Origin of the sequence: Arthrobacter sp. AZCC_0090 (assembly GCF_014207375.1) — a bacterium.
Taxonomy (GTDB): domain Bacteria; phylum Actinomycetota; class Actinomycetes; order Actinomycetales; family Micrococcaceae; genus Arthrobacter.
In genome coordinates, this window is the sequence record NZ_JACHEE010000008.1 from 216125 (window position 1) to 236451 (window position 20327).

A 20327-nucleotide genomic window follows, 5' to 3' on the forward strand; every position below is an offset into this window, starting at 1 on the left:
GAGGCCGCACTCGTTTACCGCTTGAACGGCCTGAGCTGAAGGCTGCAACGCCAGCGGTCGGGGCGGCGCTCAGTCATCTGCGTCCGGGTGCTCTGGCAGCACCGCCCGTGCCACTCGACGGATGATGTTCGATGCTGTCCCATCCTCACTGCAGGATCCCGCTTGCAGCGTCCAAAATCGCTCCCAAGTCGAAGCCCGGCTGAGTTGGCTGCGACGAAGGCGTCGGTGCGCTGCTGGGCTTTGCCGGCGGTTTCGGCTTCGATTGCCCAGGTGGCGTGTGGGAGGGCGGATCGGTGGGAGTGGGCGTCGGCGAGGATGGGTCAGTAGGCGTCGGCGTCGGCGTCGGTGTTGGAGTGACCGTGACCGGCGGAGCCGGGCTGGGAGCCGGAGCAGGCTGCGCCGGGCCCTGCGTCGGAACGGCCGGCACCGGGGCAAGGCTTGGGGGCAGCCCTGATGGGATGACGGAGGGGACCTGAACGGAGACCGATGGTGCTCCAGCACTCGACGGCGCGACGGCGGCGGGCGCTTGCGGCCCCTGCGCCGGGTCGGTCGCGGTTTGACCGGCCTTGGCAGCCGTGGCGGTTGCCGACGGTGAAGCTGTTGCGTCGGGGGAGACGCTCCCCGCGGTGGAAGGGACCTCAGGCTGCACGGAGCTTTGGCTGTCTGCGTCCTGGGCTTGGGATTCCTGGCCGAAGAAGGGCAACTCAAGGGCCTGGCCCAGGGAACCCGCCGTCAACAAGATGCCGAGGGCTCCGGCCACCACGGCCATCCGGTTGCTCATCGTCCGGATGGTCGCAGCCTTCTTCAGGACGGCATGAGGTTCCCGGCTGAACGACGAACCGGCGAAGGACATCTGACCGAAGCCGGCACGAGGAACCGCGCGCTGGGCGGTCGTGGCTGCCTTCCGAGTTTCGGCGGCCTGAGTCTTCTGGTTCGGTGCGGCCTCTGGGGCCTCGGGGGCTGTGGGTTCGGCGGTGGCGGGTTCCGCCGGCGTTGGTGCCACTGTCGGGATGGCTGCGGTGGCGGGTTCCGCCGGCGTTGGTGCCACTGTCGGAATCGCTGCGGTGGCGGGTTCCGGGGCGGAGCTGGCTTGTGCGGCCCGCTCCCGCTCGGCCGCGCGGGCGGCCGCTCGCGTGGTGGGTTCCGCCGTCGTCGGGGTTTTCGCGGTGGTGGGTTCCGCCGTCGAACTCAAAGGTTCTGGAGCCTGCGCAGGGATGAACGTTGCGCTGTCTTGGGCCCGACGGCGTCCGGTTGGTTTGGTGCGCTCGCCCGCCACTTGGGCACGGCGAGGCTGATCCATGGTTGGGGACATGGTGATTGCCTCTCAACGCCTTCGAGGTTAGCTGTCGGGTTCGGACGAGGCCGTCCGGCCGCACGTGGCGGCTTCACCCCAAGGGCCTGTGGAGAAATAGGCCCGGAGACTCTGGGTCCCCCGTCTCTGCCGCGGGTCTAGCGGAATCCGGGTTGCGGCAGAGCTCGGCGTCAACCCGGAAGCGGCCCAGTTGGGGAATGGGTCGCCCCTCGACGGTACATCAGCCGGCCAGCAAAGTCACATTTAGATAACGAGGGAGCCTGCCAAGCGCCCCTGTCAGATAACGCTTTCGGGGTACTGTCCCTGGTTGCCTGAACTAACCATTTTGAACCACCTCGTTGTAAGCGCTGCGGTCCCGGCGTGTGCCAGGGCGCCCAGTTCGTCCTTCGCATACGGTGGGCTGATAAGCCGATTCTAGTCTTCTCCGCTCGTGCCGAGGCTTGGCGGAAGCGGGCCCCCGGGTGGGTTCCGTCCGTCTTTGCCACCCCTGTAGCCACTCTTGTTCCTATCCTCGGTTCGTCCTAGCGTGGAGTTGAGGCCCCATGGCCCTCGAACCGTTCAGGGCCGGACCGGTAGCTGAAGGAGTGAACAGTCATGGCCACCGTGCTGGAATCGGTCGACGTAAATGTGCCGCTAAGCCAGACCTACAACCAGTGGACACAGTTCGAAGAATTTCCTCGCTTCATGGATGGGGTGGAATCCGTCCGGCAAGTCGACGAAACCACCGTGCATTTCACCACCGACATCGTAGGGGTGCACCGCGAGTTCGACGCCCGGATCACGGCCCAAGTCCCCGATGACACGATCAGTTGGGAAAGTACGGACAGTCCCCACAACACCGGAACCGTCTCATTCAGGCCCCTGAGCGCCACCGAAACCCGGGTTACGGTCACCATGACCTGGGAGCCAGAGACTGCGCTCGAGCGTCTAGGGGCATCGACGCACTTCGACGACCGCCAAGTGAAGAAGGACCTGCAGCACTTCAAAGAATTCATTGAAGGCAGGGAAGTCGAAACAGGAGCCTGGCGCGGAACCATCACTGGCGGCGAAGTCGAAAGCTGACGCGGCGTTGCTTCCCGATCCGCACCTTTAGCTGACGGCGTCATCTCCGGCGGCCGTTGCCGCTTGCTTGCGCTTCTGCGTCTCCAGCCACGCCATGATGTCTGCGAGCCGGATCCGGCGGTGCGTGCCACGGTATTCGACAGGTATTTCGCCACGATCGGTCATGTTGCGCAGGTAGGTGTGCGAGATCCCCGCGAGTTCGGCAGCCCGCGACGTCGTGAGCATTTCCTCCACGCTGCTGACGGTCACCGCTTCGCCGCGGCTCAGCCGGCCGAGGAGATCGACGACGGCGTCCCTCGCCTGATTCGGCAGCCGGTGGACGGTACCGTCGACGAAAACGGTAATGTCGTTGCTGTCCTGGAGTGAGGCTGCAAGGTTCCGGGCGTCGTCTGCGGGCAGGCCAGACGTCATGCGGGGAGCTATCAATGCCATGGCAGAAGCCTAGCTGCGCTCGAGGCTGCGCGGTTACGCCGCCGTGTTAGATTCACGCCTATGGTCAACTACCCCGCCAATCCGGATCCGAGCCCCGCTGTGGCGGCCGCAATCGAACTGCTGGTGCGGCAAGGCTACGACGCAACCTCCGTGGACGATCTCGCCGACGCCGCGGGCGTCAGCCGCAGCACGTTCTTCCGCAAGTTCGGTTCCAAAGAGGACGTCGTTTTCGCTGATCACGACCGGATTCTGGCGCGCGTCCAAGAGTTGCTTTTGCGCACGACGGCGGCTCCGTTGCGTTCTGTTGTGGAAGCGGCGCTCTTGGTCTTTGACCACCATGTAGGCCACCGGGAAACCTCGCTGGCCCGCTACGAGCTCCTGCGCCAGGTGCCCGCCCTTCGTGATCGTGAACTGGTCATGACACATCGCTATCAGCGGGCCTTTCGAAGTTATCTGCAAGCGGCCTTGCCCGAAGGCGAGAACCGGGAACTCACTGCCGTGGCGTTTGCTGCGTCCGTCATCGCGGTGCACAACAGCGCCCTGCGCCAATGGCTGCGGGCGGCCGCCGGTGGCGAGCAGGCAGAGGACGAGGCGCCGGAAACTGAGGCCCAAGAGCTGGCCGGCCGACTCGCGCGGGAGCTGGGTGTTCTGGCTGACACTTTCGCCGGGGGACCGGCCCGGGTTCCGGCCGGCGAGGCGGGTGGGCAGGCTCGTCCGGAGAGTGGCCGTCCCGCCGTCGTGGTTGCCGTCCTGGATCAGGCTGCGGGTACGGAACAGATTCTTCAGGCCGTCCGCGACGCCCTGGCCTAGCTCGGTTTTCCTCGGACCGGGCGTAGATTCTGCTGGATCATTCGGGTTCCCCATCAGAACGGCCGCGTGTTTTCGCGGCCTGCCCGTGGATGGGTCGGGATGATCCAGCAAAAACTCTCGATGGTACTGAGTTCCTTGACATGAAACTCGGTGTCAGCGCATGCTGGGAGTCGCAGAATGCAACCCAGAGCGAGGATTCACCCATGACGACGACGTCCGACGACACGTCCGCAGAGCTGAATGCCGTTTTTCCGGACGGCACCGTTTTCCCAGATGGCACCATGGAACCCGAGTACGTCCTGAACGAATCGCTGGACCCCGACCCGGCCTCCGTTTTCAAGGACATCAGCGGCGAAGACCGCGCCTACTGGGACCGAGCGCGGACCTTCGTCCAGGACGAAGTGCTCCCGATCATCGCGGGATACTGGGAGCGCGCGGAGTATCCGCTGCACCTGGTGAAGCGCTTGGGTGAACTTGACCTGCTGCGCGACGGAATCAACATCGATGGGTTCCCGGCCATGAGTAAAACCGCCGCCGGGCTGGTCACCATGGAACTGAGCCGCGGGGACGGCTCCATCGGCACGGTGGTTGCGGTCCAGGGTGGTTTGGCGCTGCGGTCCGTTGCCGAGTGCGGTTCCCCGGAGCAGCAGGCCCGCTGGCTTCCTGCGCTTTCCCGGGCCGAGGAATACGGCGCCTTCGCCTTGACCGAGCCGGCCCATGGCTCCGATTCGGTGGGACTCGAGACGACTGCGACGGCCGTCGAGGGCGGATATGTCCTCAATGGCGAAAAGAAGTGGATCGGCAACGGCTCGATCGGCGGCCTGACGGTGGTCTGGGCCCGAGGCGACGACGGGCAGGTGCATGGATACCTTGTCCCGCAAGATTCTCCTGGCTACTTCGCCACAACTATCGAAGGCAAGCTGTCGCTCCGTGCCATCTGGCAGGCACACATCCGCTTGGAGAACGTCTTCGTCCCGGTGGAAAACGTGCTCCCGGGTGCCCGGAGTTTCAAGGACACAGCGCGCGTCCTTTTGGCGACCCGGCTGGGAGTGGCGTGGTCCGCCGTCGGGCATGCAACGGCCTGCTATGAAACCGCTGTACAGTACGCAGCCCAGCGCCGGCAGTTCGGTCGCCCGCTAGCCGCTTCCCAGATTGTGCAGGAGCGTCTTGCGCGCATGCACTCGGAGCTCGCCACCATGCAGCTCATGGTCATGCAGATGACCAAGCTGGACGAAGAAGGCGTGCTGACCCCCTCGCAGGCGGCGCTCGCGAAGTTCACCTGCACCCGTACCGCCCGCAGCATCGCTTCGAACGCGCGCGACCTGCTGGGTGGCAACGGAATCTTGTTGGCCAACCGCGTGGCACGGCACTTCGCCGATATCGAAGGCATCCACACGTATGAGGGCACGGAAACTGTCCAGGCGTTGATTATCGGACGCTCCATTACGGGCATGTCCGCCTTCGCGTGAGCGGCGCGTCGTCCCGCCCGCCCCTGCCGCGCCCCCTGAGACGCCCGCCTCCGCCCTGAGACGCTCGCTCACCTATGCGGCCGAAATCCCGGACGCTCGCTCTGATGTGAGCCCAATCGGCGGAACGCTCCTGCAGATCTGAACTGCAAGCGCCGGTTCTTTCGCCCGTCACTCCACCACGGCGACCGCGAATCCTCCCCACGCGCGTTTCTTCTGGGTCTTGCGGAGAGCGGTGCCTGCGCCGGTCGACACACCAGAAGGCCTCGCGGCCAGAAGCTTCCCCACCCAGATCAAATAGCCGAGTAGTGAGACCGGGAGCAGCACAATACTGAGTACATAGAACGCGACGGCGGCATTCGGCTTGCGCATTTCCGGTCCATTTCGGCGCGCGGTGCGTATTTCTGCAGGAGGGTTGGGTTGGAGGCGGCTATATGTGAGGGAGCGTCCGGTGGTGCCTACTCCGCGTCGAGGTCCGTTTCCAGCAGCGTCACCAGGGAGTCCAGTGCAGCGTCGGCGCCGTCGCCCTCTGCCCGAAGCACGACGACGTCGCCCTTCGCGGCGCCGAGCGTCATGAGCGATAGGATGCTGGCGGCGTCGAGCGCGTCCTCGGCAGGCTCGCCCCGCATGGCGATGGTCACTTCAACGGGAGATTCTCCCGCTGCTTCGGCGAAGAGAGCCGCCGGGCGGGCATGCAGTCCGGAGCGGCTGGCGATGGTGGCGGTGCGTTCGGGCATGGGTACTCCTTGTGTTCGGGTTGGGGTTGGTGCGGCCGGGCTTAGAGCCCGAGTTCCTCAAGGATCGGCAGTTTGGCACGGACCCAGGCCTTGGCGTCCAGGGCATCGGGAGCGCTGAGCGCCAAGCGGGCCAGCTCCTGAGCCTGTTCCAACGTGACCGTTTTGAGCACGGTTCCGACTGCGGCCAAAGAGCGTGCAGTCATGGACAGGGTGGACACGCCCAGGCCAACGAGCACGACGGCGAGGGCCGGGTCCGCGGCTGCCTCACCGCACACGCCAACGGGTTTGTTGTTGCCTTCCTCCGCAGAGCCAGCGACGGTCAGCTGAACAAGGCGCAGAACGGCAGGCTGCCAGGGGGTGTTGAGCTCGGCGAGGGGGCCAAGTTGCCGGTCGGCGGCCATGGCGTATTGCGTGAGGTCGTTGGTGCCCAGCGAGGCGAAGCCCACGTGCCGCAGGACCGACGCCGAGGTCAGTGCCGCGGACGGTACCTCGACCATCACTCCAGGAGTCTTGATCCCCGCGGCATCGCACATCGACGCGAAATGGGCAGCCTCTGCCGCAGTCGAGATCATGGGCGCCATGACCCACACGTCGGCTTCTGATTCGCCGGCCGCGATGGCGATGGCCTCGAGCTGGCGTTCCAAAACCCCGGGCGTGGTGAAATCGGTGCGGTAGCCGCGCACGCCGAGGGCCGGATTGGGTTCTGTTGCGTCCGTGAGGAAGGGCAGGGGCTTGTCCGCGCCGGCGTCGAGGGTCCTGAGCACCACTTTCTTGCCTGGGAAAGCGTCGAACACGCCCCTGTACGCGGCAGCTTGTTCCACCACGGTCGGTTCGGTGTCGCGTTCCAGGAAGCAGAATTCGGTGCGGAAAAGGCCCACGCCTTGCGCGCCCAGGGCGGCGGCCGCGGCTGCGTCCTTGGCCCCGCCCACGTTGGCGAGAAGGGGCACCAGGTGGCCGTCCGCCGTCGTGCCGTTTCCGTCGAAGACAGCCAGTGTGGCGGCGTTTTCGACCCATGCGAGGGCGGCGGCGCGCTGCTCTTCGGAGGGTTCGAGGGAAAGGGAACCGGCCGCGCCGTCCACGAAGACTTCGGCGCCGTCCGGGATTTCGTCTACTCCGCGGGCGGCGACGACGGCGGGCAAGCCGAGGGAGCGAGCGATGATCGCCGTGTGGGACTGCGGTCCGCCGCCCGAAGTGACCAGCGCGGTCACAACGGCGGGGTCCAGCGTTGCGGTGTCGGCGGGGGCCAGGTCTTCGGCCACCAAGATGAAGGGAGTGTCCGACGCCGGGATCCCCGGGGCGGGGACCCCTCGAAGTTCGGCGACGATCCTCGCGCGGACATCCAGGACGTCGGTTGCGCGCTCGGCCATGTATCCGCCCAGGTTGTGGAGCATTTCGGAGACGGAGGCGCCAGCCTCCCAAATGGCGCGTTCGGCGGAGCTGCCGTTGTTGTTGATGAGCTTGGTGGCCGACTTCAGGAGCATGGTGTCCTTGGCCATGAGAGCGGTGGCTTCCAGCACGGCTTTACCGTCTCCGCTGGCCTTGTCCGCACGGGCTTTGAGCTCGTCGTGGACCGATTGGGCCGCCGCTTTCAGGCCCGCGACGGCTTCTTCCGCCGTGGTGGAAGCGGCTAGCTGCTCGCCCGACGGCGGTTCGCTGACTGGTTTGGGCATCTGACGGATAGTGCCAATGACGCGGCCCGGGCTGACGCCTACTCCTTGGAAATTCTGCACTGAAATCCTCTGTCCTGCTCTCGGATCGGACCCACCGGCTGCGGCGCCTCGGGATCCGAAAAAATCTTCTGTGACTCACTTCATATAGCGTTGCTATAGGTGCTAGGGTAGCGGCTATGAGTTTCGATGACCAGCTTCCGCCCAAAACTCGGCTGCTCCGTGCAGCTGCCGAGTTGCTGGCGAATTCGGACGGGTCACCGGTCTCAACGCGCCAAATCACCAAACTCGCAGGCGTCACGGCGCCCACGCTCTACCACCACTTCGGCGACAAGGAGGGGCTGTTCGACGCCGTCGTTGCAGCCGGCTTCGAGGAGTACGTGGCGGGAGAGCGGGACTTCGCACCCTCTGGGGAACCCCTGGAGGACGTCCGGCGGATGTGGGACAACCACGTCCGGTTCGGGCTTACCCAACCGCACCTTTACCTGGTGATGTTCGGCAACATCCGTCCGGAAAGCAGGCCGGCCATCGTGGCTGATGCCGAGTCGCTCCTGGAGGAAATGCTGAGCAAGGCGGCCATTGCCGGCCAGATCAACGTACCCCCGCGCGAGGCAGCGAGGAGCATTCTGGCAGCCAATGTTGGTGTCACGCTCATGCTCATTGCAGAGCCATTGGAAGACCGGAACCTCGAGCTCTCCACCATGACCCGGGATTCCATGATTTTCGCCGTGTCCACGGAAACTGCCCGTGGCGCCGCAGCAGACGACTCCGGCAAGTCGTCGGTTGTTGTTGCGGCAATCGCGCTGAATGCGGCCCTCCAAGCCTCGCATTCAGACCAGCTATCCAGTTCGGAGCTGAAGCTTTTCCTTGAATGGCTTCACCGAATCTCCAGCAGCTCCTAAAGCTGTCCTCCTTCGATAGATATCGACTGATCCCGCACTGATGCGGGACTCACGTTAGGAATTCACATGGCAACAGAGACCGTTGCGAAGCCGCGCACCAGCCTGCGCGTTGGTGTCCAAAAGTTCGGAACTTTCCTTTCCGGCATGATCATGCCCAACATCGGGGCCTTCATTGCATGGGGCCTTATTACTGCCCTGTTCATCAAGACCGGCTGGCTGCCCGTCCCCGTACTCGGCGGCTTCGGCAACGACGCCGCGGGTGCGCCCAACGTGGGCCTCGTTGGCCCCATGATCACCTACCTGCTGCCGCTCCTGATTGCCTACACAGGCGGTCGGAACGTGTACGGGGCGCGCGGTGGAGTCGTGGGTGCCATCGGAACCATGGGCGTGATCGTTGGTGCCGGCATTCCGATGTTCATCGGTGCCATGATCATGGGCCCCCTCGGTGGCTGGACGATGCAGAAGATCGACTCCATCTGGGAGGGCAAGATTCGGCCCGGCTTCGAGATGCTGGTGAACAACTTCTCGGCCGGTATCTGGGGCGCCCTGCTTGCCATGCTTGGCTTCTTCGGTATTTCTCCGGTGGTTACGCGCTTCAGCGAGGCAGCGGGCAATTTCGTCCAGTTCCTGGTGCACAACGGTCTCCTTCCGCTGACCAGCATCTTCATCGAGCCTGCCAAGGTCCTCTTCCTCAACAACGCGATCAACCACGGTGTGTTGACGCCGTTGGGGATCCAGCAGTCGCTCGACCAAGGCAAGTCGATCTTGTTCCTACTTGAAGCCAACCCCGGCCCGGGGGCCGGACTTCTCCTCGCCTACATCTTCTTTGGACGCGGGGCAGCGAAGGCCTCGGCACCTGGCGCTTTGATCATCCAGTTCCTCGGCGGGATCCATGAGATCTACTTCCCGTACGTCCTCATGCGCCCGATGCTGATCCTCGGAACCATCGCCGGAGGCATGACCGGCATTGCGACGCTCGCGATCACGAACTCCGGCCTGGTGGCTCCGGCAGCCCCGGGATCCATCTTCGCTGTCATTGCCCAGACCTCCCGCGACAGCTATGTGGGCGTCATCTTGTCGGTCATCTTGGCAGCGACGGTATCGTTTCTCGTTTCCTCGTTGATTCTCCGCACCACGCATCACAGCGACGAGGTTGACCTCAGCGCAGCCACCTCCAAGATGGAAGAACTCAAGGGCAAGAAGAGTTCCGTTTCCTCCGCGCTCCTCGGTGCTGGTGGCGGTACCGCGCTCCTGACCCGTCCCATCCAGAACATCGTGTTCGCGTGCGACGCCGGCATGGGCTCGAGCGCCATGGGCGCCTCGGTGTTGCGGAACAAGATCAAGGCGGCCGGCTTCCCGGGGGTCAAAGTCACCAACGCGGCCATTGCCAACCTCACCGACACCTACGACGTCGTCATCACGCATCAGGACCTCACCGAACGCGCCCAGCCGCTCACGACCGGGGCTGTGCACGTCTCGGTGGACAACTTCATGAACAGCCCGCGGTATGACGAGATCGTGGAACTTGTGAAAAGCAGCAACGCTGAGCCCGGCGATAAAGGCTCGACGACGGCGGCCGAGCCTGCCGCTCAAGCGGCCACCGCCGTCGGGGGCAAGGATGTCCTGCTCGCCGAAAGCGTGATCCTCAACGGCACCGCGACGGACCGCGACTCGGCCATTGACGAGGCGGGCAAGCTCCTGCTGGATCGCGGTTCCGTGGACATGGGCTACATTCACGCAATGCATGAGCGCGAGGAATCCGTGTCCACTTACATGGGCAGTTTCCTGGCTATCCCGCACGGCACCAACGCTGCCAAGGACCACATCCTGCACTCTGGTGTGTCGATTGTCCGCTACCCCGAGGGCATCGACTGGGGTGGCAAGCAGGTCAAGTTCGTGGTCGGCGTGGCCGGCAAGAACAATGAGCACCTCCACATCCTGTCCTCCATCGCCAAGATCTTCACGGACAAGGCGCAAGTGGCCCAGCTTGAGCAAGCCACGTCGGTGGACGAAGTGCTGGATCTGTTCGGAAAGGTCAACGCATAGTGAAGGCAGTCCATTTTGGGGCAGGGAACATCGGACGGGGATTCGTCGGCTTGCTGCTGCACGAGGCTGGATATGAGGTGGTCTTCGCCGATGTCGCGGACGCCCTGATCAGCCAGCTCGCCTCCGCGTCCTCCTATGAGGTCCACGAGGTCGGCGAAAATGCGGCGGTCAAGACCGTGTCCGGTTTCCGGGCCCTGAATTCGGGCTCCGAAGAGGCTGCCGTCGTCGCGGAAATCGCGACGGCGGACCTCGTCACCACGGCGGTGGGGCCGCACATCCTCAAGTTCGTGGCGCCGGTCATTGCCAAGGGGTTGGCCGCGCGGTCCGGTGTTTCGCCGTCGTTGGCTCCACTGCAGGTCATGGCCTGCGAGAACGCCATCAACGCCACGGACCTCCTGCACTCCGAAGTGCAGGCCGCTTGGGACGGTGCCGCGGGTGATCTTTCCTCCACGGCGGTGTTTGCCAACACGGCCGTGGACAGGATCGTTCCCAACCAGGCGCCCGGCCAAGGTTTGGACGTCACAGTGGAAACCTTCTACGAGTGGGTGATCGACCGCACCCCGTTCTCTGGGGCGGCCCCGGTGATCCCGGGAGCCACCTTCGTCGACGAGCTGGGCCCGTACATCGAGCGCAAGCTATTCACGGTCAACACGGGACACGCCTCGGCAGCGTACTTCGGCTATGGCGCCGGACTGGAGAAGATCTCCGATGCCATGGCCGATGCCTCCATTGCTGCCCGGGTGCGAGCTGTGTTGGAGGAGACCAAGCAGCTTCTCTTGGCCAAGCATGACTTTGTCGAGGCTGAGCAGGAAGCCTACGTGCAGAAGATCCTGTCCCGCTTCACCAACCCGTACCTGCCGGACACAGTGAACCGGGTAGGCCGTGCTCCGCTGCGCAAATTGGGCAGGCACGAACGGTTCATCGGCCCAGCCGCGGAACTAGCCGAGCGCGGAGTCACTCCCGTTGCCTTGCTCGACGCCATATCAGCCGCCCTACGTTTCGACGACGGAGCAGACGACGAAGCCGTGGAACTCGCCCGGATGCTCGCCGAAATGGACGCCGCCGAGGCGGTTGAGCGCATTACCGAGCTGCCGCCGTCGCACCCGTTGTTCCCGCAGGTGCAAAAACTGATCGAAGACCGCAAAGCCGAGGCCTGACCCGCGGCTGAAGGGGCTCTCCGGGCTCTCTGGCTCTTGCTCCGGGCGACGCTCCTGCAGATCTTGGGCATCTTTCCCGAACGCTCGCTCACCTTTGGGGCCTTTCCGGGCGATCCTCCTGCAGATCTTGGGGCCGAATGGCGAACCTTCCTTCACATCAAGTGAAGGAAGGTTCGCCATTCGGGCCTTATAGGTGAGCGAGCGTTGGCGGGTGGGCGCTGGGTCAGGCGCGTTGGAAGACCCGCTTGCCGGCGAACCACGTTTGAAGGGTCTGGATCTTGGCGAGGGCCGAATGCTCCACCTCGAAGGGGTTCCGGTCGAGCAGGATGAAGTCTGCGGCTTTGCCCGGTTCCAAGGTGCCAAGCTGATCCGACAGTCCGAGCATTCTCGCGGGCGCCGTCGTGTAGCAGGCCAGCGCTTCTTCGAGGGTGATGGCTTGTTCGGGCCAGAGGGTTCCGGGAAATTGTCCCGTGGGGTCGGCACGGGTGATGAGCCCTTGGATGGCCTCCCAAGCATTGGGGGAGACACTGACAGGCCAGTCCGAGCCGCCACCGATGGTCGCGCCGCTGTCCAGAAGGTCCCGGTTGGGCTGCATCTTCGTGGCCCGTTCCAGTGGGAGCACCGTTTTGATGGCCTCATAAATGACGCCAGGGAACCAGAGCGACGGCGAAATGTCCGCGCTGACGTCCAGTGCTGCGAAGCGGGGGAGATCGTCTTCATGGACGAACTGGCCGTGGGCTATCTGGTATTTCGCCTCGTGGAACCCCTCGCCTCGGATGGTTTGGACCGCGTCGAGCACCATGCGGACCGAAGCGTCGCCCGTGCAGTGGATCTTGGCCGAGATCCCCGTCTTCGCGGTCCGCCGGAGCCATCCCACCAGATCTTCCGCAGGCATGGTGGTGTGGCCGGCGAAGTCATGGGCGTGGTGCTCGTCCGGCAAGTAGGGCTCCAGGAAAGCTGCAGTGCGGGACGGCGGCACACCGTCGAGGAAGATCTTGATGAAGTCGGGACGATGGTGGGCGGTCCGGAATTCCTCACCCCTGGACACCAGTTCCTCGCCCAACGGGGTGGTACCGAAGATGAAGTCATTGACCTGCATGGAACTGACCACCCATGCCGCCAGGGCATCGGATTGGTCAAGGTGCCGCAGCGCTTCCATTATTTGAAGCGAGGTTGCTGCGTCCTGGAAGGCTGTGACGCCGTAGGAGTGGAGGATCTCGATGCCCCGGGCGCACGCACGTGCCATCTGTTTCAGGCTGTATCCCTGCGATGCTGCCACGACCCGTTCAACCAGCACGCCGCCTGCCTCGATCAGGACACCAGTGGGGAGCCCGGTAGCGGGGTCGCGGAGGATTTCGCCGCCTTCGGGATCTCTAGTGCTCGCATCGATCCCGGCCAATGCCATGGCGGCGGAATTGACCCAGCGGTTGTGTTTGCTGTCGTCCTTGAGGAGCACGGGCCGCCCTCCGCTGGCTTCGTCGAGCCGGGCGAGCGTGTCCAAGCGGGAGAGTTCCTCGAACAGGCCGCTGCCCCAACTGCCTCCAATGACCCAGGCGCCGGGCTCGAGGCTCGCGCTCCAGCGGGCAACCGTCTCCAGAATGGTGTCCACGTCATCGGTTGGAAGGAAGTTGCACTCGAACAGATCAGCCGCCCCCGCCAGGGAATGGTGGTTGTGGACGTCGATCAGGCCCGGCATAAGGAAGGCACCGTCCATGTCCACAGCTTCCGTGCCGGTACCCACAAGCGCCTCGGCTTCATCGTCCAACGCTACAACCCGGCCATCGGAAACGGCCATGGAGCGTGCCCACGGGCGCTTCGGGTCCTGTGTCCGGATGACCGCGTTGACGAAGATCTGCAGTGTCATATTGTTGTCCTTTGCTCGGTGAGGCCTGCACGCCCGGCAGGCAGTCGCGTTGATGGGGGCCGACGTCGGGCCCTGGCAGGGGGGCGGAACTAGACTTCCGCTATTCCGAGGTAAGCGCGGTGCAGCAGGGCGGGGTCGGCCATCAGCGGTTCGGCCGGGCCGCCATACGTCAGGCGTCCGCCGGTCACCACGATGGCTTCGTCCGCAATCTTCAATGCCAGCTGTGCGAATTGTTCCACCATCAGGATGCCGACGCCCGAATCCGCGATGTGCCGGATGATGGGCAAGAGCCGCAGGAATACCACTGGTGCGAGTCCCAAGGACATTTCGTCGATCAGAAGGTACTTTGGCCGGGCAGCGAAGGCCCGGGCGAGAACTACCATCTGCTGCTCACCACCGGAAAGCAAGCCGCTGGCCGAACCCCTTCGTTTGTGCAGCTCCGGGAAGAGCTCGAGGGCTTCATCAACACCGGCTGGAGACTTGGCCGTCAGTTCCAGGTTTTCTTGGACGGTCAGGGAGGGGAAGACGGTGCGGCCTTGCTCCACATGGACAAGTCCCAAACGCGAACGCTTGATCCTGGACAATTTGCCCAACGGAACACCATCAAGGGACATGTCCCCTTTGCTCGTGGAAACGATGCCCGAAATCGACTCCAGCAGGCTGGTCTTCCCTGCACCGTTTGGACCAACTAGCGTCAACAGGGACCCCGGTTTCACCACCAACGACACGCCGGACACCACAGGACCGGAGCCCCTGCTGACGCTCACGTCGTCGAGGATCAACTCGTTCATGAGACCTCCAATTCGCCCATGTAGGCAGTCATGACCTGCGGATTTGCGAGTACGTCGTCGCGCTGGCCGGATGCGATGACCTCGCCGAAATTCAGGACCACCAAGTCATTGCACACGGAGCGGACCATGTCCAGATCGTGTTCGATCAGCAACAGCGTGGTGCCAAAACGAGCGGGCAGCTGTACCAACTGTTCGGCGAAGGAAACGTGTTCTTCGTGGGACAAACCTGCGGCTGGCTCGTCGAGCAGCAGGAGGCGGGGCGACGCCGCCATATTGGCCGCGACCTCGATCAGCCGGCGGGTCCCGACGTCGACCCTCGCCAGTTGCGTCGACGGCGGCGGGCAGTTGAAGAACGCCAGGAGTTCCTCGACGCGCTTGTCCGACGCCTGTCCGCGTGCGATAAAGCGGACATAGGCGCCGACGCTGAGGGTGGGCGGCACGCGGTCCTGTTGGAAGGTCCTGCGGATACCCAACCGGGCACGCTCCATGGGTGAGAGCCCGTTGAGGGACTGGCCGGCCAACTGGATGGTTCCCTGGTGCTGCGGCAGGAACCCGGCGAGGGCGTCCACCATCGTCGATTTTCCCGCTCCGTTGGGGCCCATCAGACCTGTGACGGAGCCCTCGGCGAGGTCCAGATCCACCTCGCTGAGCGCCGTCACGTGGCCGAACGTAACTGACAATCCGCGCACCGAAAGCAGGGCGCCGGCTTCCGACACGGGCGAGCCCGACACGGACGCCGACGACGCCGGACGCCGCGCCGCCGTCGGTTTGGTCACCGCCGTCGGGACCGCCGCCGTCGGGCTGGTCACTTCCATGGACTTGCGGCGCCCCTGGGTCCTGCGCCACCACATGGCGCGAAGGTCGGCGCCGAGGTTGGAACCGGTTGTCAGGGACTGAATGCCGAGGGCGCCGAAGATGACAAATCCCCAGTCCTGCGAGATCCCAAAGCGCTTGAGCAATTCCGGAACGAGCACCCAGAGGATTCCGCCGAGAACTGCCATGTCGATCAGGTAGGAGCCGGAGACGATGGCGAGGACATAGAGGGCCAGGGACTGGATGGTGGTGAAACTGCTGGGGTAAACGAGCCCCACTTGGCCCGAGAGCAGGCCGCCGCCGATTCCCGCCAAGAACGCGCTCGCTCCGAATGCAGTCAGCTTGGTTACGGTCACGCTGGTCCCGGCCGAAGCGGTTCCACGCTCCGAGAAGGCAACGAATTTCCAACCGCTTCCCCAGCGGCTCGCCTGCAGAAAGTGGACCAAGAGGCTGCACAGTGCCAGGACAATCACGGCGAAGAGGAAGTACCTGCGGTCGCCGGGAAAAAGATCCGGACGAGCCACTTGGATCCCCGTCTGGGTTCCAGGGAATTGGATCTTGCCCAGGGTCAGGTCTGCGGCAGCCGCAAAGCCGAGGGTGACAACCGCCAGGTTAACGCCCCGGAGGCGGAGTGCCGGAAGGCCGACGACGACGCCCGCCGCTGCCGCTGCCAACCCACCTAGCGGGAGCCACACCATCAGGCCGCCCGGGGCATCCACGGAGTTAAGCCAGGACACCACCCAGGCGCCCACGGCGGCAAAGCTGAGTTGGCAGAGCGCCATCATTCCGGCACTCCCGGTGACAATGCCGAGGCCCAAAAGGGAGATCATGGCCACGATCGCGGTGGTGCCGAGGAAGACGAAGTAGGAGGGCAGCACCGCGCTGAGGAGCCAGCCGACCAGCACGCAGGCAACGGCGATCGCAAGGGGTTTCATCGGCCCCCGGGCCGGAAAGGAGTTAGCGCGCAACATCCCAGACTTCCTTTCGCTGTGTCCACAGCAGGAAAACGACAATGATCAGGAACGGGACCCAGTAGCGGAGAACGGACATTTGCTCGAACTGGGCCAAGGCGCCCTGCAGCATGCCCAAGGCCAATCCGCCCACGACGGCTAGATCAAGCCTGCGGAAGCCGCCGAGCAATGCCGCGGCCGAGGCCGGAACAATGATGAAGGACAGGGAAATGGGGTCATTCGTCTGGGTCGGCGCCACGATGGACACAGCGGCCGCGCTGATGAGGCCTGTGCCTACCCATACGGCGATGCTCAGGCCCTTGGCCGGCACGCCCAGAAGTTCCGCCGTCGTCGGGCGTTCTGACAAGGCGCGCAGTTTGGTGCCGATCTTGCTTTTGGTGAGCAGCACATGGCATCCGACGGCGACTACAAGGGCCAGCGCCACCATGACCACCGTAACCTGGGTCACCACAACGTTTCCCACGCTGAATGCGGGCCCCGGAAGAAGGGATTTGAACGTCTTGGGCTTGCTGCCGAAGAGGATGAAGGACAAGGACACCAGAAGCAGCAGGGAGGCGACTGAAACTGCCGAGCGGGCTCCGATACCGGCTTCGGGAAGCCACTGCGCGATGATCCAGCCGATCAGCCCGGAGACGACGGCGCCGACGCAGACGCCCGCTGCGGTTGCTGCCCATTGGGGGAGGTGTTGCTCGGCGAAGATCACTGCCAAGTAGGCGGCAAACATGCCGATGGCCACTTGGGAAAAGTTCACGACCCGCACAAGTCTCGCCATAAGGGTCAAACACACGGCGATCACCGCGTAGAGTCCTCCGGCGGCAAGGCCGGCCAATGCGCCTTGGAGCATGGTGTCCCTTCTTTCTCAAACATGGGGGCAGAGTGCTGGTGATGGCCTTGGCGGACCATCACCGGCACCTGCCAGAGACCACTAGTTCTGGAGCATCCAGGTATCGGAGGCCTTGACCCAGGCCCCGTCCTTGAGCTGGACCGGCCACGCGGCCGTGTTGGAGCCGTGCTTGTCGCCGGGCCCGAAGACATACGGCGTGCCGACCATGGGGTTGTCGATCGGCTTCATCGCGAGTAGCGCATCCGTGACGGACTGGCGCGTGATGTCACCCTTGATGCCTTTGAGGACCTCGATGAAGTATGTTGCGGCCAGGTAGCCACCTTGGGCGAAGGACGTCAGCGGAATGTTGTTCTTTTCCATCAGGGCGCGCCAGTCCTTGTTGGCGGCTTCCTTCGGGTCGGTGAATGGTGCGAACTCTGCCGGAACGTACACGCCCTTGCCAGCGCTGCCCGCGGCCTTGGCGAATTCGCTGGTGTAGGTGGACGTCAGGAACAGCCAGGTCACATCCGTCAGTCCTTGGGCCTCGGCGGCTTTGAGCAGGCCGATCGCGTCCGGCTCAATGGCGTTGATGAAGACGGCTTTGCAGCCGGAGTTCTTCGCTTTGATGACCTGCGGCGTGAAATCGGGGCTGCCCAGGGGAACGCTGTCGTCCAGGAATTTCAAGCTCTTGCCGGTCTTCTTGGACCAATTATCGATGGCCGCCTTGTACGCAGGGCCCGTGCTGCCCGCAATTTCCAGGAATCCGCAGATGTCCGTGAGTCCAAGTTTTTCAGAGCCGTACGTCAGGGTCATTTCGGTATCGAGGAACGGGCCGACATTGACGGGGGAGACCGCCGGGCTGGAGAAACATGCGGGGTCTACGCCGGTGCCTTGCAGGGAGAGGATCTTGTTCTGCTGGTAGTACTTGGCGTTGACATCGCAATCCAGCAGGCTGGCCGAGCCAACCATGGCCACGGCTTTCTTGGACTCGACGACGTCCCGGGCAGATTGTGAGGCGGTGGAGGGATCGCCCTTGTCGTCCGTGATGACGTAGTTGATCTTCTTGCCATTGATGCCGCCGGAAGCGTTGAAGGCATCGAAGACGGCTTTGGACGCAGCCGATGCCTCGGGGAACGTCGCTCCGCCGCTCAGTGCGTTGACGGAGCCTACGACGATGTCGCCTCCGCTCGCTCCGGCCGCGGACGCTTTGGTGCTGTTGGTGTCCTCGCCGCAGGCTGTCATCAGCAGAGCGCCGGCCACGGCGATGGCGCCGATTTTCGTCAGCTTGGAAATCATGAAGGCTCTCAATTCTCTCGGAGCGGCAATGCAGGTGAACATCGGCGCTGTGGGATAGATCACTTCGGCGCGACGGTATGGTCCAGCGTAAATTGGCCCTGCGCAGGGGACTTGTCTGCGAGCGAACGCCACTTGTCCAAATCGGCACAGCTGCCGCGCGGAATCGGCACAGCTGCCCTCTCGTCCGGTCCCTCCCGCGACGCTCCTGCAGATCATCATGTGAATGAGCGTTCTGGTTTTGTGCCCTATAGGTGAGCGAGCGTTCCGCCCGGCGGCCCTAAAGGTGAGCGAGCGTTCGGGGGACCGGCACCGCCGTCGTCCGCTACCGCCGTCGTCCGCTCGATGCGTTCACCGACAAGTTCCCTTCACTTGAAGCCAAGGCCGGTGCGGCCACGACTGCCACGATGGTGTGACGGAATCGGGCAGGAGGAACCAATGGAGCTAGGGCTTGCGGGCAAGGTCGTGATCATCACTGGTGCGGCTTCGGGCATCGGCCGGGCATGCGCCCGCGCATTTGCCGCTGAAGGCGCCAGTGTCGCCTTGATCGACGTTGACAACGACGCCGGCAGTTCCCTTCAGCGCGAACTGGCAGGCGGCGAACTGGAGGCCGGAGCGTCGTGCATGTTCGTGCGCGCAGACATCACCGATCCGACTCACATGGAATTCGCCGTGCAGTCCGTGGCGCATGCTTTTGGCGGGATTGATATCGCGGTCGGATGCGCGGGCATTTCGGGGCCGGTTGGGGTAGCTCTGCAGGAAGTGGGCGTGGCCGAATTTGAGCGTGTCATGAGCGTCAACGTGACGGGGCAGTTCCTGCTCGCTCAGCAATGCGCGCCATTTCTTAAGCTGTCTAACGTCGGTGCCATGGTGCTCCTGGCCTCGGATTCCAGCTTCGTCGCGGCCCCGGGAATGGTTCCCTACAATGCATCCAAAGGGGCCGTCCTGCAATTGACGCGAGCGTTGTCAGTGGAGTTGGAACCTGACGGGATACGTGTGAATTGTGTCTGCCCATCCGTCGTGGACACCCCGATGGCACGCGCCGACCTGGGGCACACCTCGGAGACCTTCGCGGCCCAGAAGTACCCCGTCCAGACCGCGGAACAGGTAGCCAATCACGTGCTTTACCTGGCCTCACCTGTGTCCGCGCCGGTGAACGGGACAAGCCTCGTTTCCGACTACGGGTACCTGGCGCAGTCGTCATTTCCGGCCTGAAAATCCCCCAAAAGCGAAGAGGAACAGCATGACCTCGTACAACAACACCCTGGCGGGCCAAGCGGCATTGGTGACCGGCGGCGGTACAGGAATCGGCGAAGCGATCGCCGCCCGGCTCATCCAGGAGGGTGCGAGGGTCGCCGTCGTCGGAAGGCGGCGGGAACCGCTTGACGCCGTGGCGGCAAAGCACGGCGCGTTGCCCGTCGTCGCGGACATGAGCGATTCTGCCCAAGCCCGGGCCGCCGTCGACGCCGTCGTCGCCGAGTTCGGCCGCCTGGACATGGTGATCGCCAACGCTGGCGGGCACGGCTTTGCCTCTGTTGCCGATACCGACGACGACGCATGGCAGGCAAGCCTCAACGCCAACCTGACAACGGCCTTCACGACCGTCCGGGAAGCGATACCGCATCTTCGAACCTCTGCCGGCCGGGTGGTGATCGTTTCCTCGCTTGCGGGGCTTTTTGCCGGCCCCAATGTAGCGGGTTACACGGTGGGAAAGCACGCACTCATCGGCCTGACCAAGTCCTTGGCCAGGGATTACGGAGTGCACGGAATCCGGGTGAACGCGCTGTGTCCCGGGTGGGTTCGGACTCCCATGGCCGACGCCGAAATGGATCAGTTCGCCAAAGCGGCCGGTCTGGCAGGGAGGGACGAGGGCTACAGCACTGTCACGGCCAATGTGCCGTTGCGCCGGGCTGCGGGTCCTGCCGAAATGGCCGGCGTGGTGAACTTTCTGGTGTCGCCGGACTCGTCGTACATCACGGGTGCAACAATTGTCGCCGACGGCGGAGCCCATGTCGTGGACCTGCCCACCATAGCGTTCGACGGCGTCCTGTAGCCCCCGACGCTCGCTCACCTTTGGTGCCCTTTTCCCAGGCGGATTCAAGTGGTCGTTGCAACACGTCCTTATGCTGCTGATTCTTCCAGAATTCCTTGGAGGGCTTGGGCGGGGGTTTTCCAGCCGAG

At 64.1% G+C, this 20327-nt stretch carries 18 protein-coding genes and 1 riboswitch; of the genes, 8 read left to right on the plus strand and 10 right to left on the minus strand.

Annotation, left to right across the window (positions count from 1 at the left end; genetic code table 11):
* Positions 1-145: 145 nt before the first annotated feature.
* On the minus strand, positions 146-1312 hold the full coding sequence (locus tag HNP00_RS14480) for a hypothetical protein (RefSeq protein WP_184740263.1): 1167 nt from the start codon (positions 1310-1312) through the stop codon (positions 146-148).
* 2 nt (positions 1313-1314) lie between these two features.
* A riboswitch (cyclic di-AMP (ydaO/yuaA leader) is annotated at positions 1315-1465 on the minus strand.
* 441 nt (positions 1466-1906) lie between these two features.
* Between HNP00_RS14480 and HNP00_RS14485 the strand changes: the two genes are divergently transcribed.
* On the plus strand, positions 1907-2374 hold the full coding sequence (locus HNP00_RS14485; RefSeq protein ID WP_184740265.1) for an SRPBCC family protein: 468 nt from the start codon (positions 1907-1909) through the stop codon (positions 2372-2374).
* A 27-nt stretch (positions 2375-2401) separates the two neighbouring features.
* On the opposite strand, the gene HNP00_RS14490 is transcribed toward HNP00_RS14485, so the two are convergent.
* On the minus strand, positions 2402-2806 hold the full coding sequence (locus HNP00_RS14490; RefSeq protein ID WP_184740267.1) for a helix-turn-helix domain-containing protein: 405 nt from the start codon (positions 2804-2806) through the stop codon (positions 2402-2404).
* Between the two features lie 60 nt (positions 2807-2866).
* On the opposite strand from HNP00_RS14490, the gene HNP00_RS14495 reads away from it, so the two are divergent.
* Both HNP00_RS14495 and HNP00_RS14500 read left to right on the plus strand, forming a co-directional pair.
* The gene (locus HNP00_RS14495; protein ID WP_184740269.1) at positions 2867-3616 is read left to right on the plus strand and encodes a TetR/AcrR family transcriptional regulator; all 750 of its coding nucleotides are present in this window, start codon (positions 2867-2869) and stop codon (positions 3614-3616) included.
* A 203-nt stretch (positions 3617-3819) separates the two neighbouring features.
* Positions 3820-5085 carry an acyl-CoA dehydrogenase family protein gene (locus HNP00_RS14500; protein WP_184740271.1) on the plus strand — a complete coding sequence of 422 codons (1266 nt, stop codon included), beginning with the start codon at positions 3820-3822 and terminating at the stop codon, positions 5083-5085.
* A 168-nt stretch (positions 5086-5253) separates the two neighbouring features.
* Here the strand turns inward: HNP00_RS14500 and HNP00_RS14505 are convergent, their stop codons facing one another.
* From HNP00_RS14505 to ptsP, 3 genes are all read right to left on the minus strand, one after another.
* Positions 5254-5454 (minus strand): hypothetical protein, encoded by a 201-nt coding sequence (locus tag HNP00_RS14505; RefSeq protein ID WP_184740273.1) that lies wholly within the window; start codon positions 5452-5454, stop codon positions 5254-5256.
* Positions 5455-5540: 86 nt separating this feature from the next.
* Positions 5541-5819, minus strand: coding sequence for an HPr family phosphocarrier protein (locus HNP00_RS14510; RefSeq protein ID WP_184740275.1), 279 nt, complete (start codon positions 5817-5819; stop codon positions 5541-5543).
* Between the two features lie 41 nt (positions 5820-5860).
* Positions 5861-7549: a phosphoenolpyruvate--protein phosphotransferase gene (ptsP, locus tag HNP00_RS14515; RefSeq protein ID WP_184740277.1), complete on the minus strand. Its 1689-nt coding sequence runs from the start codon at positions 7547-7549 to the stop codon at positions 5861-5863.
* A gap of 116 nt (positions 7550-7665) precedes the next feature.
* Here ptsP and HNP00_RS14520 point away from each other — a divergent pair, with 116 nt between their 5' ends.
* From HNP00_RS14520 to HNP00_RS14530, 3 genes are all read left to right on the plus strand, one after another.
* A complete protein-coding gene (locus tag HNP00_RS14520) occupies positions 7666-8388 on the plus strand; it encodes a TetR/AcrR family transcriptional regulator (protein ID WP_184740279.1) in 723 nt (240 codons plus the stop codon).
* Positions 8389-8454: 66 nt separating this feature from the next.
* Positions 8455-10434, plus strand: coding sequence for a PTS mannitol transporter subunit IICBA (locus tag HNP00_RS14525; RefSeq protein ID WP_184740281.1), 1980 nt, complete (start codon positions 8455-8457; stop codon positions 10432-10434).
* Positions 10434-11591: a mannitol-1-phosphate 5-dehydrogenase gene (locus HNP00_RS14530; RefSeq protein WP_184740283.1), complete on the plus strand. Its 1158-nt coding sequence runs from the start codon at positions 10434-10436 to the stop codon at positions 11589-11591. Before HNP00_RS14525 ends, HNP00_RS14530 begins: the two co-directional genes overlap by 1 nt.
* A 223-nt stretch (positions 11592-11814) precedes the next feature.
* Here HNP00_RS14530 and HNP00_RS14535 read toward each other — a convergent pair whose 3' ends face one another.
* From HNP00_RS14535 to HNP00_RS14555, 5 genes are all read right to left on the minus strand, one after another.
* Complete coding sequence (locus HNP00_RS14535) at positions 11815-13455, minus strand: amidohydrolase (RefSeq protein ID WP_184740285.1); 1641 nt, start codon at positions 13453-13455, stop codon at positions 11815-11817.
* Between the two features lie 89 nt (positions 13456-13544).
* Complete coding sequence (locus HNP00_RS14540; protein WP_184740287.1) at positions 13545-14246, minus strand: ABC transporter ATP-binding protein; 702 nt, start codon at positions 14244-14246, stop codon at positions 13545-13547.
* The gene (locus HNP00_RS14545; RefSeq protein WP_184740288.1) at positions 14243-16030 is read right to left on the minus strand and encodes an ABC transporter permease subunit; all 1788 of its coding nucleotides are present in this window, start codon (positions 16028-16030) and stop codon (positions 14243-14245) included. Before HNP00_RS14545 ends, HNP00_RS14540 begins: the two co-directional genes overlap by 4 nt.
* Positions 16017-16874: a branched-chain amino acid ABC transporter permease gene (locus HNP00_RS14550; RefSeq protein ID WP_184740290.1), complete on the minus strand. Its 858-nt coding sequence runs from the start codon at positions 16872-16874 to the stop codon at positions 16017-16019. The genes HNP00_RS14545 and HNP00_RS14550 overlap by 14 nt, the downstream gene beginning before the upstream one ends.
* A gap of 81 nt (positions 16875-16955) precedes the next feature.
* Positions 16956-18149, minus strand: a complete 1194-nt coding sequence (locus tag HNP00_RS14555; RefSeq protein ID WP_184740292.1) for an ABC transporter substrate-binding protein — start codon at positions 18147-18149, stop codon at positions 16956-16958.
* A gap of 435 nt (positions 18150-18584) precedes the next feature.
* Here HNP00_RS14555 and HNP00_RS14560 point away from each other — a divergent pair, with 435 nt between their 5' ends.
* Both HNP00_RS14560 and HNP00_RS14565 read left to right on the plus strand, forming a co-directional pair.
* Entirely contained in the window at positions 18585-19361 is a 777-nt protein-coding gene (locus tag HNP00_RS14560; RefSeq protein ID WP_184740294.1) for an SDR family NAD(P)-dependent oxidoreductase, read from the plus strand.
* 28 nt (positions 19362-19389) lie between these two features.
* Positions 19390-20199, plus strand: coding sequence for an SDR family NAD(P)-dependent oxidoreductase (locus HNP00_RS14565; RefSeq protein WP_184740296.1), 810 nt, complete (start codon positions 19390-19392; stop codon positions 20197-20199).
* The last annotated feature ends 128 nt before the right edge of the window (positions 20200-20327 follow it).

Excerpts from the sequence above, each read along its gene's own strand:
- HNP00_RS14495 (WP_184740269.1), top strand. The coding sequence starts at position 2,867 with ATGGTCAACTACCCCGCCAATCCGGATCCGAGCCCCGCTGTGGCGGCC.
- HNP00_RS14520 (WP_184740279.1), top strand. The coding sequence starts at position 7,666 with ATGAGTTTCGATGACCAGCTTCCGCCCAAAACTCGGCTGCTCCGTGCA.
- HNP00_RS14505 (WP_184740273.1), bottom strand. The coding sequence starts at position 5,454 with ATGCGCAAGCCGAATGCCGCCGTCGCGTTCTATGTACTCAGTATTGTG.
- HNP00_RS14485 (WP_184740265.1), top strand. The coding sequence starts at position 1,907 with ATGGCCACCGTGCTGGAATCGGTCGACGTAAATGTGCCGCTAAGCCAG.
- HNP00_RS14565 (WP_184740296.1), top strand. The coding sequence starts at position 19,390 with ATGACCTCGTACAACAACACCCTGGCGGGCCAAGCGGCATTGGTGACC.
- HNP00_RS14545 (WP_184740288.1), bottom strand. The coding sequence starts at position 16,030 with ATGTTGCGCGCTAACTCCTTTCCGGCCCGGGGGCCGATGAAACCCCTT.
- HNP00_RS14500 (WP_184740271.1), top strand. The coding sequence starts at position 3,820 with ATGACGACGACGTCCGACGACACGTCCGCAGAGCTGAATGCCGTTTTT.
- HNP00_RS14535 (WP_184740285.1), bottom strand. The coding sequence starts at position 13,455 with ATGACACTGCAGATCTTCGTCAACGCGGTCATCCGGACACAGGACCCG.
- HNP00_RS14510 (WP_184740275.1), bottom strand. The coding sequence starts at position 5,819 with ATGCCCGAACGCACCGCCACCATCGCCAGCCGCTCCGGACTGCATGCC.
- HNP00_RS14550 (WP_184740290.1), bottom strand. The coding sequence starts at position 16,874 with ATGCTCCAAGGCGCATTGGCCGGCCTTGCCGCCGGAGGACTCTACGCG.
- HNP00_RS14480 (WP_184740263.1), bottom strand. The coding sequence starts at position 1,312 with ATGTCCCCAACCATGGATCAGCCTCGCCGTGCCCAAGTGGCGGGCGAG.
- HNP00_RS14490 (WP_184740267.1), bottom strand. The coding sequence starts at position 2,806 with ATGGCATTGATAGCTCCCCGCATGACGTCTGGCCTGCCCGCAGACGAC.
- HNP00_RS14555 (WP_184740292.1), bottom strand. The coding sequence starts at position 18,149 with ATGATTTCCAAGCTGACGAAAATCGGCGCCATCGCCGTGGCCGGCGCT.
- HNP00_RS14560 (WP_184740294.1), top strand. The coding sequence starts at position 18,585 with ATGGAGCTAGGGCTTGCGGGCAAGGTCGTGATCATCACTGGTGCGGCT.
- HNP00_RS14525 (WP_184740281.1), top strand. The coding sequence starts at position 8,455 with ATGGCAACAGAGACCGTTGCGAAGCCGCGCACCAGCCTGCGCGTTGGT.
- HNP00_RS14540 (WP_184740287.1), bottom strand. The coding sequence starts at position 14,246 with ATGAACGAGTTGATCCTCGACGACGTGAGCGTCAGCAGGGGCTCCGGT.